At 33.0% G+C, this 18689-nt stretch carries 19 protein-coding genes; 18 read left to right on the forward strand and 1 reads right to left on the reverse strand.

Translation table 11 applies throughout. From position 1 onward, the window contains the following. Positions 1-67 precede the first annotated feature (67 nt). The 4 genes from RH82_RS13995 to RH82_RS14010 are packed head-to-tail and all read left to right on the forward strand — an operon-like array spanning position 68 to position 5271. The gene (locus RH82_RS13995; protein ID WP_052158362.1) at positions 68-2038 is read left to right on the forward strand and encodes a tetratricopeptide repeat-containing sensor histidine kinase; all 1971 of its coding nucleotides are present in this window, start codon (positions 68-70) and stop codon (positions 2036-2038) included. 44 nt (positions 2039-2082) lie between these two features. Beyond that, complete coding sequence (locus tag RH82_RS14000; RefSeq protein WP_052158363.1) at positions 2083-3918, forward strand: ATP-binding protein; 1836 nt, start codon at positions 2083-2085, stop codon at positions 3916-3918. Between the two features lie 55 nt (positions 3919-3973). Continuing rightward, entirely contained in the window at positions 3974-4624 is a 651-nt protein-coding gene (locus tag RH82_RS14005) for a response regulator (protein WP_034061576.1), read from the forward strand. Positions 4625-4656: 32 nt separating this feature from the next. Further along, positions 4657-5271 carry a DUF4230 domain-containing protein gene (locus RH82_RS14010; protein WP_034061577.1) on the forward strand — a complete coding sequence of 205 codons (615 nt, stop codon included), beginning with the start codon at positions 4657-4659 and terminating at the stop codon, positions 5269-5271. Positions 5272-5348: 77 nt separating this feature from the next. Here RH82_RS14010 and RH82_RS14015 read toward each other — a convergent pair whose 3' ends face one another. Further along, complete coding sequence (locus tag RH82_RS14015) at positions 5349-5654, reverse strand: rhodanese-like domain-containing protein (RefSeq protein ID WP_034061578.1); 306 nt, start codon at positions 5652-5654, stop codon at positions 5349-5351. A gap of 87 nt (positions 5655-5741) precedes the next feature. Here RH82_RS14015 and RH82_RS14020 point away from each other — a divergent pair, with 87 nt between their 5' ends. From RH82_RS14020 to RH82_RS14085, 14 genes are all read left to right on the forward strand, one after another. Next, positions 5742-6311, forward strand: coding sequence for a TetR/AcrR family transcriptional regulator (locus RH82_RS14020; protein ID WP_034061579.1), 570 nt, complete (start codon positions 5742-5744; stop codon positions 6309-6311). A 67-nt stretch (positions 6312-6378) separates the two neighbouring features. Continuing rightward, positions 6379-7452 (forward strand): 2Fe-2S iron-sulfur cluster-binding protein, encoded by a 1074-nt coding sequence (locus RH82_RS14025; RefSeq protein ID WP_034061580.1) that lies wholly within the window; start codon positions 6379-6381, stop codon positions 7450-7452. Positions 7453-7551: 99 nt separating this feature from the next. Further along, entirely contained in the window at positions 7552-8508 is a 957-nt protein-coding gene (paaA, locus tag RH82_RS14030) for a 1,2-phenylacetyl-CoA epoxidase subunit PaaA (RefSeq protein WP_034061581.1), read from the forward strand. Positions 8509-8585: 77 nt separating this feature from the next. Next, positions 8586-8876, forward strand: a complete 291-nt coding sequence (paaB, locus tag RH82_RS14035; RefSeq protein ID WP_034061583.1) for a 1,2-phenylacetyl-CoA epoxidase subunit PaaB — start codon at positions 8586-8588, stop codon at positions 8874-8876. A gap of 144 nt (positions 8877-9020) precedes the next feature. Beyond that, entirely contained in the window at positions 9021-9776 is a 756-nt protein-coding gene (gene paaC / locus RH82_RS14040; protein ID WP_034061587.1) for a 1,2-phenylacetyl-CoA epoxidase subunit PaaC, read from the forward strand. An 83-nt stretch (positions 9777-9859) separates the two neighbouring features. After that, complete coding sequence (gene paaD, locus RH82_RS14045) at positions 9860-10360, forward strand: 1,2-phenylacetyl-CoA epoxidase subunit PaaD (RefSeq protein ID WP_034061589.1); 501 nt, start codon at positions 9860-9862, stop codon at positions 10358-10360. A gap of 74 nt (positions 10361-10434) precedes the next feature. Next, the gene (locus RH82_RS14050) at positions 10435-11220 is read left to right on the forward strand and encodes an enoyl-CoA hydratase-related protein (protein WP_034061668.1); all 786 of its coding nucleotides are present in this window, start codon (positions 10435-10437) and stop codon (positions 11218-11220) included. Between the two features lie 138 nt (positions 11221-11358). Then, positions 11359-12549, forward strand: a complete 1191-nt coding sequence (locus RH82_RS14055; RefSeq protein ID WP_034061593.1) for a 3-hydroxyacyl-CoA dehydrogenase NAD-binding domain-containing protein — start codon at positions 11359-11361, stop codon at positions 12547-12549. Next, entirely contained in the window at positions 12550-12957 is a 408-nt protein-coding gene (locus RH82_RS14060) for a PaaI family thioesterase (protein WP_034061594.1), read from the forward strand. Between the two features lie 107 nt (positions 12958-13064). Next, positions 13065-14276, forward strand: a complete 1212-nt coding sequence (pcaF, locus tag RH82_RS14065) for a 3-oxoadipyl-CoA thiolase (protein WP_034061595.1) — start codon at positions 13065-13067, stop codon at positions 14274-14276. A gap of 1 nt (position 14277) precedes the next feature. After that, a complete protein-coding gene (locus RH82_RS14070) occupies positions 14278-14667 on the forward strand; it encodes a VOC family protein (protein WP_034061596.1) in 390 nt (129 codons plus the stop codon). Between the two features lies 1 nt (position 14668). Further along, complete coding sequence (paaZ, locus tag RH82_RS14075; protein ID WP_034061597.1) at positions 14669-17167, forward strand: phenylacetic acid degradation bifunctional protein PaaZ; 2499 nt, start codon at positions 14669-14671, stop codon at positions 17165-17167. A gap of 97 nt (positions 17168-17264) precedes the next feature. Next, positions 17265-18017: an enoyl-CoA hydratase/isomerase family protein gene (locus tag RH82_RS14080; RefSeq protein ID WP_034061671.1), complete on the forward strand. Its 753-nt coding sequence runs from the start codon at positions 17265-17267 to the stop codon at positions 18015-18017. A gap of 75 nt (positions 18018-18092) precedes the next feature. Beyond that, positions 18093-18689: an acyltransferase gene (locus RH82_RS14085; protein ID WP_034061599.1), complete on the forward strand. Its 597-nt coding sequence runs from the start codon at positions 18093-18095 to the stop codon at positions 18687-18689.

Below are 18689 nucleotides of genomic sequence, written 5' to 3' on the forward strand. Positions count from 1 at the left end.
CTTTACTACTGATGTTTTTTTATTCAGCTATTTTTTTATAATTTACAGTACCACTTATCATCTTTATATGTTAAAATTAAAACACTTCTTAATTGGTTTACTTTGCTTTGTCTGCGGTGTTAAAATTCAAGCTCAAAATAAAAACAACTCTTTAGATAGCTTTTTAATTGTTGCCAGACAGACAAAGAATGATTCTTCCCAAATCCGTATGTATAATAAAATTGCTTTCGGTTATATCTTTAACGATACTAAAAAAGCAATTGCCGTCATTAAAGAGGGTAAACAATTAGCAAATGACGTAGGTTTTAATTTCGGTTTAGCAGAGCTTACTAATACGCAAGGTGTTTTTATGGACGTTACAGGTAAGTCTGATTCTGCAAAGTATTACTTTGAGAAAGCATTAGATCTGAGTAGAAAACATAGTTTTAAGTATATAGAATCTATGTGTGTTAATAATCTCGGGATGTTTAATTGGAATACAGGTGATTTCGAATCGGCATTGGCTTATTTTTTTCAAGCCTTAAAAATGAATGAAGACGCTAACAATGAAAAATCTACGGGAATAGCTTTAAATAATATAGGTCTTATTTATCAAGATATGAACTTAAGTGAAAAAGCACTTGCATATCACCAAAAGGCATTAAAAGTTCGTGAAAAATATAATTTAGAAAACGAACAAATAGCTTCGCTAAATAACATTGGAATTAATTTCAAGGATTTAGGTAGGGTAGATGAAGCAATAGCGATATATAAAAGAGGGCTAGATTTAGCTAAACGGAAAAATAATTTAATAGAACGCTTTAAATTGCTTGATAATCTTGCGAATGCGTATTACAAAAAAGGGGATGCTAATTTGGCCTTGGAAACGTGTTTAAAAGCTTTAGATAAGCCATTAGATTTTGATGCAGAAGAGAAAAGGGAATGGTCTTCTTTAAATAATATTGCAACACTTTACAACGAAATAGGTAAACCTAAAATGGCATTAGTTTATCTCAATAAAGGTTTTAATTTGATAAAAAAATACCCTGAAATTCAATTAGCAGCTTCAAATTTATACTTAACAAGAGCAGAGAGTAATTATATGCTTAGAAACTTTAAGCAAGCTAGAAAAGACAAAAAAAAGTTTGTGGTTTTAAAAGATTCAATCTTTTCCGAAAGTAATGCCAAAGCTATTGCTGCTTTAGAAATTAAATACGAGACAGAGAAAAAGGAAAAAGAAATTTTGGTGCAACGCACAGAATTGGCTGAACAAAATTTAATTATACAAAAGAAGAATTTTCAACTGTATGGATTAATAGCTCTTGTTTTAGTTTTAGGTTTTTTAGGCTATTTATTTTACAACCAGCAAAAGCTTAAAAACATACAACTTCAAAAAGAAACGGAGCTTAAAGACGCTTTAATGAAAATTGAAACACAAAACCGTTTACAGGAACAACGTTTAAGAATTTCTAGAGATTTACACGATAATATTGGCGCACAACTCACATTTATCATTTCGTCTATCGATAATTTAAAATACGGCTTTACACTACCAAAGGAACTACAAACGAGACTAGAATCGATTAACCAATTTACTTCTGGGACTACTTATGAACTTCGAGATACTATTTGGGCGATGAATAAAAGCGAAATTACTTTCGAGGATTTACAAACGCGCATATCTAATTTTATCGATAAAGCAAAAATTAGTTCAGAAGGCATTCAATTTAATTTTAAGGTAGATAAAAGTCTTTCAGAAGAAATAGTTTTTACTTCAGTTCAAGGGATGAATGTTTATCGTATTATTCAAGAATCTATTAATAATTCCATAAAATATGCAAGCGCTAAACATATTAAAGTAGATATTACTAAGCAGAATAAAACTTTAGCTATTAAAATTGTAGATAATGGGAAAGGGTTTAATACCAAAGAAGTTGAGCTTAGGAATGGAATTAATAACATGAAAAAACGAGCTATGGATTTAAATGCAGAATTTCAATTAAATTCTAAAGAAAATTCTGGAACAACCATACAATTGCAAATACCAATACATATGTAAAACGCATGTGTAATAATTTTTAATAAGATGTTATCTAAATGAAAATGACTTTTAAAAATATATTTCTTTTAATACTAATTTTCGGATTTTCATATTTGGGCTTTTCCCAAAACAATTCCTATTTAGATAGTTTGTCGGTTTCTATTTCTAGTCTTTCTAAAGATAATCAAGTAGAACAAATACTTAATATTCCTTACGATAAGGCAGTAGGTAATATAGTTGTTTTTGAAAAGCTTGCAGATCGCGCTATTTTATTTTCAATAAAATTGGAGGATAGCCTTAAGCTAGCAGCAGCATTTGAACAAAAAATATTAGCATTACATTTTACTTCAAAAAATGAGGAGGCACTACAATTATCTTTGCGCTGTATTAGAATTTATGAAAAATATAATAAGCTAATAAAAGTTGGTAAATTGTATAGCGACTTAGGCTGGAAGCTAAAACATAGAGATTTTGATAAGGCTTTTGTTTATATGCAAAAAGGAATTAATATTAGAGAAAAAAATAAAGATAGTTCAAATAGTCTGTATGCTTCTTATGATAATTTTGGTGTATTACATGGGATGAAAAAGCATTGGGATAGCGCATTGTATTATCATAACAAATCTCTAAAGTACAGAAAATCTATTCATGATAGTGTAAGTATTCCATTTGGTTATGCGCATATTGCTAATGTGTATTTAAACACTCAAAAATTTAAACTCGCCGAAAAATATTTAGATAGCTCTTTGTATATAAGAGAAAAGAGAAATGATGTATATGGTGTAACAGATTCTAAATTGTATTTAGGTGATTTATTTTTTGCTAAAAAAGAATTTGAAAAAGCTGAAAAAAAATTCAGTGAAGCTTTTTATTTGTCTAGTAAATATAAATATTACCCTTTAAAAAAATATGCTTCAGAGTATTTGTATAAGTGTAATTATTCTTTAAAGAATTACAAAAAAGCATTAAAGTATAATTTAATTTTTAATAAACTTAAGGACAGCGTTTCTAACGTTGAGACGAATAGCAAAATAGCAGAATTAGAAATTGAATATCAATCAGAAAAGAAAGAAAAAGAAATTTTAAAACAACGTGCCAATATAGCAGAACAAAGCTTAACTATACAAACCCGAAACTATCAAGTTTTTGGGCTTATAGCTTTTGTAATTGTTCTTGGGTTTTTAGGTTATTTATTTTATAATCAACAAAAACTAATAAACCAACAACTAAAAAAAGATAATGAACTTAAAGAGGCCTTGACAAAGATTGAAACACAAAATCGATTACAAGACCAACGTTTAAGAATCTCAAGAGATTTACATGATAATATAGGAGCGCAATTAACTTTTATTATCTCATCTATCGATAATCTGAAATATGGATTTAAACTGCGAGATACTTTAAATTCTAAATTAGAAACAATAAGCACATTTACAACGGCAACAATCTATGAATTGAGAGATACCATTTGGGCGATGAATAAAAATGAAATCACTTTGGATGATTTGCAATCTCGTATTTCAAATTTTGTAGATAAAGCTAATTCAGTTTCAGATGCTATTACTTTCGAGTTTAAAGTAGAAGAAAAAACTCAAAAATATTTGATATTAACTTCTATTGAAGGTATGAATGTTTATCGAATAATCCAAGAATCAGTAAATAATGCACTTAAATATGCTGATGCTTCAAAAATTGAGGTGTATATAAACTCAAGTAATAATAAGTTAAATGTTACTATTCTAGATAATGGAAAAGGTTTTGATTTAGAAACTTTAGCTTTAGGAAATGGACTCAATAATATTAAAAAACGAGCGCTTGATATTCGAGCACAAGTTTACATAGAATCTTCTCCAGGAAATGGAGTTTCTGTTAAATTAGAAAAAAAATTAAATACGTAGTTCGTCGTATTGTAATGTGTTTTAAAATGATATAGTTTAGTGAAAAATAACAATTATGAACATTAAAATAGCCATAGCAGACGACAATACTTTTCTTACCACTGCGGTTAAAGAAAAATTATCTTTTTTTGATGACTTAAATTTTAAGTTTTCGGCAATTAATGGTTCCGAGCTGTTAGTTAAACTTGAAGAAAATCATAATATAAACCTCATATTAATGGATATAGAAATGCCAGTTTTAAATGGTATTGAAACTACAGAAATTGTGAAGCAAAAATATCCTCATATTAAAATTATTATGCTCACCGTTTTCGATAACGATGAGAATATTTTTAATGCTATTAAAGCTGGCGCAGATGGCTATTTGTTAAAAGAAATTAACGCAAAAAATTTACATAGTGGTATTGTAGAAACTATAAATGGAGGCGCTGCAATGAACCCATCCATAGCCATGAAAACGTTAAAATTACTTCGTAACCCTATAGAAATCGAAAATACCAAAGAGAAAGACGACATTAAATTAACAGAACGCGAAATCGAAGTATTGGAGCAATTAAGTAAAGGTTTGAGCTATCATGCCATTGCTGAAAATTTAATTCTCTCGCATGGTACAATCCGCAAGCATATAGAAAACACGTACCGTAAACTTCAAGTGCATAACAAACTAGAAGCGGTACAAAAGGCGAAACGTAATAATTTAATTTAGCAATTGACAAAATGTTTTTACTAAATTAGCACATGCGAAAAATTCTATTTGGAGTTCTTATTACACTAGTAATTCTTTTTACATTTAAATATTGTGGAGATCAACGCAAAGATAAAGTTGTGCTTAAGGAAAACGCTGCTTTAATTCAAAAATCACTTAAAAATGTAGGAAAGTTAGTAGTAACTGAAGGCCATTTTAGTCAGGTATTCAACTATAGTAATTCTAAAGATTTATTTGCAAACTTAGTTTCTGCAGATAAAAAGGCACTTGTTGTAGTAAACGCAGATGTAACCGTAGCCTACGATTTAAGTAAAATTAAATACAAAATAGATGAAGAAAACAAAATCCTAACCATTTTAAGTATTCCAAATGAAGAAATAAAGATTAGTCCAGATTTTGAGTATTACGATGTTCAATCCGATTTTTTTAACCCGTTTGAAGCCAAAGATTATAATGCTATAAAAGAAACAGTAAACAAACAGTTACTAAAAAAAATTGAAGCTTCAGAATTAAAATCAAACGCCAAAAATAGATTAATAAGTGAGCTATCAAAGTTCTATATTCTTACTAGTTCTTTAGGGTGGACATTACAATATAATGAGACTAAAATTAAGACTCCAAAAGCATTTGAAATCCTAAAATTATAATTTTAATTAAGAGTAGTCTATAGCGCTTTCATTTCCTTCGGAAGGGAATAAGGGTAGAGAGAATATTAGGGATGCAACTATAGCTTTTTACTCAAACTAGACCATCCGCCACCATTTATTGCTTCAATACCTTGAGCTTTTAATATAGAAGCTGCACTACTAGAACGCATACCACTTGCACAACACGTTATTACTGGTTTGTTTAGCTTTTTAATATCGTTTATTTTGCTGTTAATTACTTGTAGCGGAATATTTTTAGAACCAGTAATTGAGCCTTGGTCGTATTCGCCCTTAGTTCTAACATCTAAAATAAGTGCACCTCTAGATTGAAAATCTTTAATTTTATCCTTTTTATTTCCAAATAATGAATCTAATAATCCCATATTTTTATTTTTTTACAAATTACATGCTTTCTTTTCAAAACATAAGTAACAATAGTTACAACTTATTTTTTTATCTTCATTAAATATATGAAATCAGAAACACGTAAAGACGAAATTATTAAAACTGCAGCTGAACTTTTTAAAGAAAAAGGCTATAGTGCTGTTACCATGAGAGATTTGGCTACAGCCATGGGTATAAAGGCAGCCAGTCTCTATAATCACATAAACTCAAAGCAAGAAATTTTAAAAGAAATTATTATTTCTCTTGCCGAAGAATTTACTAAAGAAATAGAAGTAATTGTAAGTTCAAACACTAATAGTCTCGATAAATTAAGTCAAATTATTGCGCTACACGTTAAAATATCAACCAATAATGCAAATGAAATGGCATCATTAAATAATGATTGGATGCATCTTGAAGACCAATTAAGCTATTATCTTAAGTTAAGAGATAACTACGAAGCAACTTTTTTAAAAATAATAAAAGAAGGTATAATGTCTTCCGAAATCAAGAAAGCTAATCCAGAAATCATTATGTTTTCAATGCTTTCCACCTTGCGCTCATTGTATCTTTGGGTTCCTAATAAAGAAGATTCTAACGCAAACGATTTAGCAAATAACCTAAGCAAGATCCTAATTCAAGGAATTAACAAATAGTTATCATTTTATTTTGTAATTTTGTCAAACAAACTAACAAGTGTTAGTTTTTGTTTAAGTAACAACTATGGCTCAATTTTATAAACTTAAAATTAAAGATATATATAAAGAAACAGAAGATACATCAGTGGTCTCTTTTGAGATTCCTGAAAACCTTCAAGACGTTTTTAAGTATGCTCAAGGTCAGCATTTAACTTTAAAAGCAGATATAGAAGGAGAAGATGTTCGTCGTTCTTATTCGCTATGCTCTAGTCCTATAGACAAAGAATGGAAAGTAGCAGTAAAGTTGATTCCTGAAGGAAAATTTTCAACCTATATAAATGAGCGGTTAAAAGCAGGAGATGTATTGGAAGCTATGGCGCCAAGTGGGAATTTTGGAGTTCCTGTTGAGCCTAAAGCTTCAAAAAATTATCTCTTTTTTGCAGCAGGTAGTGGTATAACACCTATGTTGTCGATGATAAAAACGCATTTAACTAAAGAACCAAATGCAACATGCAAGTTGTTTTATGTCAATAAAACAGCAAAATCAATTATCTTTAAAGAAGAACTAGAACAGATGCGTAATGCGTTTTTCGGAAGATTAGAAATCTATTATTTCTTAACTAAAGAACGTCGAGATATCGAATTGTTTAATGGTCGTTTTGATGATGATAAAATGAAAGTTCTCACAAAAACATTTATAGATATTCCAGACACAAGCGAAGTATTCCTTTGTGGTCCAGAAAAAATGGTCAACTATGTTAGTGAGTATCTTGTAAATAGAGGATTGCCAAAAGAATTAGTACATTTTGAGTTGTTTGTAACAGGGCTTTCAGAAGAAGATATTAAAAGAGCAGAACGTCTAGCAAAACAAAACGTAGAAGGAGTAGAAGTCACCATTGTAGATGGTGGAAAAGAGTTTGCTTTTACAATGACCAAAGAATATGATAATATTCTTGATGCAGCTTTAGGTGCTGGAGCAGATTTACCTTTTGCATGTAAAGGAGGTGTTTGTAGCACTTGTAAATGTAAAGTCGTCGAAGGTGCTGTAGAAATGAAAATAAACTATGCATTAGATGATAAAGAAGTCTCTCAGAATTTAGTATTGAGCTGTCAGGCTGTGCCAACAACAGATAAAGTAGTTGTGGATTTTGATGTGTAAATAAATTGCTACAAGTTAAGAGGTTGCATTGCAACGTCTTCAAAATAAATAAGTTCAACACGCTAAAGGCCAAAAGCCAATAGCTAAAAGCTAAAGAAAATGAGTGAAGAACAAATTAGAAGTTTAGAAAATCAATTCGAAGCACGTATCGCAAGAGACGAAAAAATCGAACCAAAAGATTGGATGCCAGAAAAGTATCGTAAAACACATATTCGTCAGATGTCGCAACACGCACATTCCGAAGTTGTAGGGATGCTTCCTGAAGGAAACTGGATTACAAGAGCACCATCGTTAAGACGAAAAGTAGCTTTGCTTGCAAAAGTTCAAGATGAAGCAGGACATGGTTTGTACTTGTATTCTGCCTGTGAAACCTTAGGTATTTCTCGCGATGAGTTATATGATCAATTACATTCAGGAAAAGCAAAATACTCTTCCATTTTCAATTATCCAACAGTAACTTGGGCAGATATGGGAGCGATAGGTTGGTTAGTAGATGGCGCAGCAATAATCAATCAAGTACCTTTATGTAACACCTCTTATGGCCCCTATGCAAGAGCGATGATTCGTGTATGTAAAGAAGAAAGTTTTCACCAACGTCAAGGTTATGAAATCATGATAAAATTGGCAAACGGAACGCCTGAGCAAAAAGAATTAGCTCAAGATGCTCTAAATCGCTGGTGGTGGCCAAGTCTAATGATGTTAGGTCCAACAGACGCGGAATCCATTCATACAGAGCAATCTATGAAATGGAAACTAAAACGTAAATCTAACGACGATTTACGTCAGCAATTTATAGATCAAACCGTGCCACAAGCAGAATTGATAGGACTAACAATTCCAGATCCAGATTTAAAATGGAACGAAGAAAAAGGATGTTACGATTTTGGAGAAATCAATTGGGATGAGTTCTGGCAAGTAGTAAAAGGTCATGGGCCATGCAATAAGGAGCGTATGAAAGCAAGAGTTGGAGCTTGGGAAGAAGGCGAATGGGTTAGAGATGCAGCAATGGCTCACGCAGAGAAGAAACAAGAAAGAAAACAAAAACAAGCAGTTTAAATTTCATTGTCAGTTCGAGTGAAATTGCAATTTCGCGATTTTGTGTCGAGAATAAAATGAAACAATACTTATATATTATGTCAAATAAAAAAAACTGGCCACTTTGGGAAATCTTCGTAAGAAGTAAAAACGGATTAGAACACAGGCACTTTGGAAGTCTGCACGCAGCAGATGCAGAAATGGCTCTTGAAAATGCAAGAGATGTTTACACAAGAAGAAACGAAGGTGTAAGTATTTGGGTCGTAGAATCTAAAAACATCACAGCCTCAAATCCTGAGAATAATGGCGAAATGTTTGAACCAGCTCACGATAAAGTATATCGTCATCCAACATTTTACGATTTACCAGATGAAGTGAAGCATATGTAATTATTGCTTAGCAATAATTACAATTCCCATCAAAAAGGTGAATTTATTAATAGAAAGTAAACGTCACTTCGAGTGATTTGTGAGGAAACGAACAAATTGTATCGAGAGTAATTAAATAGATACCCACTTTCGTGGGCGCTTAAGATGAAAAACGAAAATTTATACAATTATATACTTGGCATAGCAGACAATTCCCTAATTCTAGGTCAAAGAATGGGAGAACTTTGTGGTCATGGACCAAGTTTAGAAACAGATATTGCGTGTACCAATATCTCATTAGATTTATTCGGTCAAGTACGAAGTTATTTTCAATACGCATCAAAAATTGCAGGAGATAATAGATCGGAAGACGATATTGCAATGCTTCGTAAGGAACGTGAATATAAAAATGTATTATTGGTAGAACAACCTAATACAGACTTCGCTTATACAATGGCGCGTCAGTTTTTATTTGATGTGTATCATTTAGCATTTCTATCAGAATTGCAAAAAAGCACAGATTTAACACTATCAGCAATTGCAAATAAGTGTATTAAAGAAGTGAGTTATCATGAGCGTTTTTCATCAGATTGGGTAAAGCGATTAGGAGATGGTACAGAAGAAAGCAAAGCTAAAATGCAAGACGCTATAAACTATTTGTGGACGTACACAGACGAATTATTTCATCAAACCGAAGCAGACAAGATTATGGTTTCTGAAGGAGCTGGAGTCGATGTAACAAAACTAAAAGAAGCGTATTACAAAAATGTTGGGGACTTATTAGAAGTCGCAACACTCGAAATTCCAGAATCAAAATACTTCCAAAAAGGAGGTAAAGAAGGTATCCATACAGAGCATTTAGGATACTTATTAAGCGATTTGCAATATATGCAACGCACATATCCTAATATGGAATGGTAAACAAAAAGTGAACTTGAAATTGAGCTTGAAACCACATGTTAAACCTTTCAAATTCAGTTTTAAATTCAGTTTCAAATATATATATGACAACAACAGAACAAAACATAGATCAAAAACTTATTCCAATCTTGGAAGAAGTATCAGATCCAGAAATCCCAGTACTATCTATAATGGATATGGGAGTTGTGCGTACTGCTGTTATAGAAAACAATATTGTCAAAGTCGAAATTACGCCAACCTATAGTGGTTGTCCAGCAATGGATGTTATTGGAGATGATATAAAAAAAGCATTAAAAGATGCAGGTTATAATTCTGAAATTGAATTAATATTAGCTCCAGCTTGGACTACAGATTGGATTACTCCAAGAGGTAGAAAAGCATTAGAAGATTATGGTATAGCAGCACCATTAAGTGCAGAAGCAGATAAAGATGTATTGCTTAATGAGAAAAGACTCGTTAAGTGTACCAATTGTGGTTCGCAAAACACGAGATTAGTAAGTCAGTTTGGTTCAACTGCATGCAAAGCACAATTTCAGTGTGATGATTGTCAAGAGCCATTTGACTATTTTAAGTGTTTGAAATAAAATAATGTCAGTTCGGGTAAATTTCTTTAAAAAAGAATTTTTGTCGAGAATAGATGAAAAATAAAAAGATAGGTATGAGCAATAATTCAATTCTTTTGAAAATTGAAAACAAAGTAGCGTACATAGCGCTCAATAGACCAGAAGTATTCAATAGTTTCAATCGTGAAATGGCGTTTTTACTTCACGATACACTTGATGCTTGTGAAAAAAACGAAGACGTTAGAGCAATCGTTCTTACTGGAAACGGAAAAGCATTTTGCGCTGGTCAAGATTTAAAAGAAGTGACAGATCCAGATTTAAATCCGGGTTTCAAAAAAATACTAGAAGAGCATTATAATCCAATTATCACAAGAATTCGTGCTATTAAAAAACCTGTTATAGCAGCAGTAAACGGAGTTGCTGCAGGCGCAGGAGCTAATATTGCTTTAGCTTGTGATATTGTGGTTGCACACGAAAAAGTAAGTTTTATACAAGCATTTAGTCTTATTGGTTTGGTTCCAGATAGTGCTGGAACTTTCTTTTTACCAAGACTTATTGGATTTCAAAAAGCATTAGCATTAGCTATGTTAGGAGATAAGGTTTCAGCAGAAGAAGCAGAAAAAATGGGAATGATTTACAAGCTAATTCCTCTTGAAAGTTTTGAAGAAGACGTAAATAAATTGGCTTTAAAACTAGCAAATATGCCAACCAAAGCATTAGGTATGATTAAAGAATTATTTAATAATTCTATGACTAATGATTTAGAATCACAATTAGCATTAGAATCTAAATTACAAATAGAAGCTGCACAAAGTGAAGATTATGCAGAAGGTGTTGCTGCGTTTATTGAAAAACGTAAACCAGAATTCAAAGGAAGATAACTGTTATTAAGAGCACTACTGAAATCAAAATATATTTTGATTGAAAGTGTTTTATGAAGTAAACAAGAATCTCACTTAAAAAGATAGAATATTTATGTCATTCCTGCGCAGACAGGAATCCACAATAAAAGAAAATATATGAACGTCGGAATCATAGGAGGAGGAACAATGGGAAGTGGTATTGCACAAGTTGCAGCAACTTCTGGTTGTAAAGTAAAATTATACGATACCAATCAAACTGCTTTAGATAAAGCAAAAGCAAGTCTTGAAAAAATCTTATTACGTTTAATCGAAAAAGGAAGAATAGATTCTGAAGAAAAAAATAGAATCCAATCTAACATCTCTTATGTAGATACATTAAAAGATCTGTCAGATTCAAACTTAACTATCGAAGCAATTATTGAAAACCTTAACATTAAAAAGAAAGTTTTTTCAGAATTAGAAAGCTATGTGGCAGACGATTGTATTATTGCATCAAACACTTCAAGTTTATCGATAGCTTCAATTGCAGCTTCACTTAAAAACCCAAAGCGTTGCCTTGGAATTCACTTTTTTAATCCTGCGCCTTTAATGAAATTAGTTGAGATTATTCCAGCCATTCAAACGTCTTATGAAACATTAGAAAAGGCAATAGATACAATCTCAAGTTGGAAAAAAACAGTGGCTGTTGCTAAAGACACACCAGGTTTTATTGTCAATAGAGTCGCAAGACCATTTTACGGAGAAGCTTTAAGAATTTATGAAGAAGGTATAGCAGATTTCGCAACCATAGATCATAGTTTAAAAAGTTTAGGTGGCTTCAGAATGGGACCATTTGAACTTATGGATTTCATTGGAAACGATGTCAATTACACCGTAACAGAAACCGTTTTTACCGCCTTTTATTTCGATCCAAGATACAAGCCATCATTCACGCAAAAACGATTTGCAGAAGCAGGTTATTTGGGAAGGAAATCTGGAATTGGGTATTACGAATACGATAAAGACGGGAAGAAAGTAGTTGGTAGTGATGTCATTCCAAACGAAAGTGCCATTCAGAGCGATAGCGAAGAATTTCTAAAAGAACAAATATTTAATAGAGTCTTGGTTATGCTAATCAACGAAGCAGCAGATGCACTATTTTTAAACATTGCATCAGCAGAAGATATAGACATCGCCATGACTAAAGGTGTTAATTACCCAAAAGGATTATTGGCTTGGGCAGATGAAAAAAGTATAGATTGGTGTGTGTTAAAGTTAGACGAATTGTATAGCGAATATCACGAAGATAGATACCGTTGTAGTCCGTTATTACGTAAAATGAACAGAGAAAACAAAACGTTCTTTTAAATGAAAGGCGAAGCAATTCCATATAAAATGTTGTCTCAAGATGCTTACAGTACTTGGTTAGGTATAGAGATTCTAGAATGCAAAATTGGGCACTGTAAAGTAGCAATGACAATTAGAAAAGACATGCTAAACAGTATGAACAAAGCACATGGAGGAATTAGTTATTCGTTAGCAGATACTGCTTTCGGATTTGCAGCAAACACACATGGTAAATATGCAGTTTCAATAGAGACAAGTATAAATCATATCGAAGCATTAAACGAAGGTGATTATTTAATTGCAGAATCTGTAATTGAAAAAGTAAATAAAAAATTAGGTTTCAATATTATAGAGGTTAAACGAGGAGATGAATTAGTCGCACTTTTTAAAGGTGTAGTTTATAGAACTCAAAAAGACTGGGAAGAATAATATAGAAACGATTTGTTATTCCTATATAGGCAGGAATCCTCAGTAAAAGAATAAAATATTAATTTGAGATTTAGGTTTTGACTTTAATTTCAATTTCAATTTCAAATATGGAAGCATACATAATAGACGGAATTAGAACACCAATAGGAAACTATAAAGGCACTTTATCTGCCGTTAGAACAGACGATTTAGGAGCAATAGTAATTTCAGAAATCGTAAAAAGAAACCCAAGCATTCCAAAAGAAGCTTATGACGATGTCATTATGGGTTGCGCTAATCAAGCAGGTGAAGACAATCGTAACGTAGCGCGTATGTCATCACTTTTAGCTGGATTACCATTTACAGTGCCCGGCGAAACCGTTAACCGTTTATGTAGTTCAGGATTATCAGCAATCATTCACGCAAATAGAGCGATAAAAGCAGGAGATGGAGATGTTTTTATTTCTGGAGGAGTGGAGAATATGACGCGTGGACCATACGTAATGGCAAAGCCATCATCTGCATTTGGAGGAGATTCTAAAATGTATGATTCTACTTTTGGATGGCGTTTTATCAATCCGAGAATGCAAAAACTATATGGTACAGATGGCATGGGTAATACTGCCGAAAACTTAGTTGAGAAATATAATATATCTAGAGAAGATCAGGACAAATTCGCGTATTGGAGCCAAATGAAAGCAACCAAAGCGCAAGAAAATGGAAGGTTAGCAAAAGAAATAGTGACTGTAGAAATTCCACAGCGCAAAAAAGATCCTATCAAATTTTCGAAAGATGAGTTTGTAAAACCAACAACCTCTTTAGAGGTTTTAGGAAAATTAAGAGCAGCCTTTAAAAAAGAAGGAGGAAGCGTAACAGCTGGAAACTCTTCAGGTTTAAACGATGGAGCCGCTGCAACAATTATTGCCTCAGAAGCTGCAGTAAAAAAATACAATTTAAAACCATTAGCAAGAATAGTAAGTTCTGCAGTCGTTGGTGTTGAGCCAAGAATTATGGGAATTGGTCCTGTTCAAGCGTCAAATAAAGCTTTAGCAAAAGCAGGCTTAACTATGAATGATATAGATGTTATCGAGCTAAACGAGGCCTTCGCTGCACAAGCCTTAGCATGTACTAGAGCTTGGGGATTGGCAGATAACGACCCTAGATTAAATCCAAATGGAGGTGCCATTGCAATTGGTCATCCCTTAGGAGTTACAGGAGCTAGAGTTGCATATTCAGCAGCTTTAGAATTGCAAGAACAAAACAAACGTTACGCATTAGTTACTATGTGTATTGGCGTTGGTCAAGGATACGCAGCGATTATTGAAAATGTGAATTTGTAAAATGAAAATAGAAAGAACGGGTTTAATTTTATATGTAAAAGCATACAAGAAATGCGTTACTTTTTATGCCGAAATGTTAAGTCTTTCTATATTATTTCAGAATGAAGAACTAACCTGTTTTGATTGCTTTGGAACATATCTCATGGTTGAAAAAGAAGACCGATTAGAATACTTAGAAGAGGATTCCAAATTAAAGAACTATAGCTGTTTACGAATTAATGTAGCAGATGTTAAAACAATTTCTGAAAAACTAAAAAAGCAAAATATTAAGGTAGATTATCAAGAGCATTCTTGGGGAAAAGTCGCGAAATTTAAAGATCCTGAAGGAAATTTAATAGCTTTTAAAGACGAAGAAAGCTTTGCTAATCAAATAAAAGACTATAACAAGTAAGATGAATAAAATTCAACATTATGTTCAAGGACAATGGACAACTGGAAAAGAAGAAGGACAACCAATTTTAGATGCTGTAACAGGAGAGGCCTTTACAAGTGTTGCCGTTGAAGGTCTAGATATTCCGGAAATTCTAAACTACGGAAGAACAAAAGGAGGAGAAATACTTCGTAAAATGACATTCCAAGAGCGTGGAAACATGCTTAAAAGTTTAGCATTATATCTTACCAAAAGAAAAGATGCTTTTTATGAGTTAAGTTACAGAACAGGAGCTACGAAAGTAGATAGCTGGATAGATATAGAAGGAGGTTTTGGGAATTTATTTGCCAATGCTTCACTTAGAAAATTATTTCCAAATCAACCGTATCATGTAGAAGGAGATGCTATCGATTTATCTCGTGGAGGACGTTTTATGGCGCATCATATTATGGTGCCTAAAAAAGGAGTTGCAGTGCATATTAACGCCTTCAATTTCCCAGTCTGGGGAATGTTAGAAAAATGTGCAGTAAACTGGATGGCTGGAGTACCAGCCGTTGTTTTACCAGCACCTTCAACTTCTTATTTAGCTGAAGCTGTAGCCAAAGAAATTATAGCCTCAGGTATTTTACCAGAAGGTGCATTACAAATTATAAATGGAACCGTAAAAACTATTCTTGATACTGTAGAATCTCAAGATGTAATAACATTTACAGGTTCAGCAAAAATAGGACGCTTATTAAAAGCGCATCCACAACTTATTCTGGAATCTGTGCCATTTACTATGGAAGCCGATTCTCTAAACGCTTCAATTTTAGCAGAAGATGCTGTTCCAGGAACACCAGAATTCGACTTGTTTGTTAAAGAAGTAAGAAAAGAAATGACTGTAAAAGCTGGACAAAAATGTACAGCGATTAGAAGAATAATTGTTCCACAAAATCTAGTAGAAGATGTGCAAACAGCATTATCAAAAGCTTTAGATAAAGTTACAATTGGTGACCCAAGACTTAAAGAAGTAAGAATGGGTTCTTTAGTGAGTCATCAACAAGTTCAGGCTGTTAGAGATTCAGTAAACGATTTAGCAAAAGGAGCACAAATTGTTTATGGGAGTTTAGATGAAATTAATACCATTGGAGCAGATGCTAAAAAAGGAGCTTTTATAAGTCCAATTTTATTAAGAGCAGATCATCCTTTTCAAAACACAGTAGTTCACGAACGCGAAGCTTTTGGTCCTGTAAGTACGATAATGCCATATAAAAACTTAGATGAAGCTATATTGTTGGCTCAAATGGGTAAAGGCTCATTAGTATCTTCAATCGCAACAAACGATGATAAAATCGCAAAAGAATACGTAGTAAATGCTGCAAGTCATCATGGTCGTATTATGGTTGTTAATCGCGATATGGCAAAAGAAAGTACTGGTCATGGTTCGCCATTGCCTTACTTGGTTCATGGAGGCCCAGGACGCGCAGGTGGAGGAGAAGAAATGGGAGGAATGCGTGGTATAAAACACTATTTGCAACGTACAGCGATTCAAGGTTCGCCAACAACAATTACAGAAATAACGGGTATTTACCAGCAAAATGCAGAATACAAGGAAGCAGAGATGCATCCATTTAAATACCATTGGGAAGATATCCAACCTGGAATGTCGTTAAAGACTCACAAACGTACATTCACTGATACTGATATTATCAACTTTGCGAATTTAACTTGGGATCATTTTTATGCACATACAGATATTACATCATTAGATGGTAGTATTTTCGAAAAGAGAACAGCTCATGGTTATTTCATTATTTCTGCAGCAGCAGGATTATTTGTGTACCCAAATAAAGGGCCAGTTGCAGCTAATTACGGATTAGAAGATTGTCGTTTCTTACGTCCTCTTTACCATAATGATACCGTTTATGTAAGATTAACATGTAAACAAAAAATAGATAGAGATGTCGCTTCTGCAGAACATCCAAGTGGAATCGTAAAATGGTATGTTGAGGTTTTCGATGCTGAGGATGAATTAGTAGCAATAGCAACCATTTTAACAATGGTTCAGAAAAAGCAAGAAGTATTTGTTGAAATGACTGAAGATAAAATCACTGAATATCTTTCAAAATTAAAAGAAGATGCAAAGCCAAATTGGGGAATCATGACACCACAACACATGATAGAACATTTGGAGTACACTTATAAAATAGCTTCTGGAGAAATTCAAGATTTTGAAGTTGCAACACCAGAAAAGATTCTTGAAAAAGTCCATAATAGCTTATATAATCATAATAAATTTCCATTAAATTCTAGGTTTCCATTACTTGAAAAAGATACTTTGGATACGTTAAAGCATCCAGATTTAGAAACGGCAATTCAAAAGCTTAAAGGTCAAAGAGAAAAGTATTTAGAGTATTTTAAAGAAAATCCAGATGTTAAATTGAACAATATGGTCTTTGGAGAATTGAATAGATATGAATGGTATTTGTTAGAGCGTAAGCACTTAAATCATCATTTTGAACAATTCGAATTAATATAGTTTGTCATTCCTGCGAATGCAGGAATCCAAATATTAAGTAAATAATCATTAAAAGTTATATTCCTGCATGAGCAGGAATATTAAAAGAGTTAAAGAGATGTCAGAACCATACGTAAAACAAATTATAGAAAACGAAGTAGGATACATAGAGTTTTTCCATCCTGCACACAACTCGTTACCGGGAGCTGTTTTAGCTGAACTAGCACAAACAATAATTGATGCCGGAACAAATAACGACATCAAAGTAATTGTTCTTAAAAGTGGAGGCGAGAGAACATTTTGTGCAGGTGCAAGTTTTACTGAACTGATAAATATTAATGACGCGGCAACAGGAAAAGTTTTCTTTTCAGGATTTGCAAACGTGATTAATGCGATGCGTAAATGTCCAAAATTTATTATTGGACGTGTACAAGGAAAAACAGTTGGAGGAGGAGTAGGACTTGCTGCTTCAACAGATTATTGTATGGCATCAAAATTTGCAGCAATTAAGTTAAGTGAACTAAATATAGGTATTGGGCCATTTGTAGTTGGACCAGCAATAGAACGTAAAATGGGATTAAGTGCCATGTCACAAATTGCGATAGATGCAAATACATTTTATCCAGCAGAATGGGCAAAACAAAAAGGCTTGTTCACACATGTTTATGAAAGTACTGAAGCATTAGATGAAGCAGTTAAAACAACGGCAGAACATCTGTGTACTTATAATACGGAAGCGATATTAGAAATGAAAAAAGTCTTTTGGAAAGGGACTGAAGATTGGGATGCTTTATTAGCAGAGCGAGCAGCAATTAGTGGAAAACTAGTTTTAAGCGATTTTACAAAAGAAAAATTAAAAACTTATAAATAAATACTGTCATTCAGAGCAGAGCGAAGGATCTCTTCAAAAGATTAACACCGCTCTCGTAACGACATCAAATAGAATATGATTTACAAATTCAAAGGCTATACACCAGTTGTCCACGAATCCAGTTTCGTACATCCTTTGGCTGCAGTAACAGGAAATGTTATTATTGGTAAAAATTGTTATATAGGACCAGGTGCTGCAATTCGTGGAGATTGGGGACAAATTATTTTAGAGGACGGTGTTAATGTTCAAGAGAATTGTACAGTGCATATGTTTCCTGGAAAATCAATTACACTTAAAGAAAGTGCGCATGTTGGTCATGGCGCAATAATTCATGGTGCTAATTTGGGGAGAAATTGCCTAATTGGTATGAATACTGTTATCATGGATGATGCAGAAATTGGAGACGAATGTGTAGTTGGAGCCATGGCATTTGTTAAAGCTGAAACTAAAATTCCAAAACGAAGTTTAGTTGTTGGTAATCCAGCAAAAGTGATTAAAGAAGTTACAGATGAAATGATTGCTTGGAAAACTAAAGGCACACAATTGTACCAACAATTACCAGCACATTGCCATGAGAGTTTAAAAGAAGTGGAACCTTTGAGAACCATTCCTGAAAATATGAAAGTTCAAGAAGACGTTTATAAGACGCTTCGTGATTTTATGAAAAAATAA

Origin of the sequence: Lacinutrix jangbogonensis, assembly GCF_000797445.1 — a bacterium.
Taxonomy (GTDB): Bacteria; Bacteroidota; Bacteroidia; order Flavobacteriales; family Flavobacteriaceae; genus Lacinutrix; species Lacinutrix jangbogonensis.